This is a genomic window from Bradyrhizobium sp. Crot121 (assembly GCF_059512385.1).
In genome coordinates, this window is sequence record NZ_JCAMOR010000414.1 from 1 (window position 1) to 415 (window position 415).

Below are 415 nucleotides of genomic sequence, written 5' to 3' on the forward strand. Positions count from 1 at the left end.
GACCTTGATGCCGCGGGGCTTTCGACAACGGTTGCCGATGCACGCTTCGCAAAGCCGCTCGACCATGCGCTGATCCGTCAGCTTGCGAGCCACCACGAAATCCTGATCACGGTGGAAGAAGGCTCTGTCGGCGGCTTCGGCAGCCAGGTCATGCAGTTCATGGCGATGGACGGGTTGCTCGATCGCGGCCTGAAGGTCCGCTCGCTCGTCATGCCCGATATCTGGATGGAGCAGGCAAAGCCGGAAGCGATGATCGCCCACGCAGGTCTTGACCGCGCCGGTATCGTCTCGACCGTCTTCAACGCGCTCGGACGCGGTGTCGCGGTCGGCGTGGCCGGTTAAGGCAGTACGCCGACCGACCTTTCTATTCCGGCTTCTTGCCGTCGCGATAGAAAATCATCCCACCATGGTGCAG

At 62.2% G+C, this 415-nt stretch carries 1 protein-coding gene; it reads left to right on the top strand.

Annotated features, from left to right (window positions below; translation table 11 throughout):
• Nucleotides 1–342 (top strand): transketolase C-terminal domain-containing protein (locus tag AC5ZGW_RS47240; protein ID WP_496114285.1); only part of this gene is annotated, 342 nt, incomplete at its 5' end.
• Between the last annotated feature and the right edge of the window lie 73 nt (nucleotides 343–415).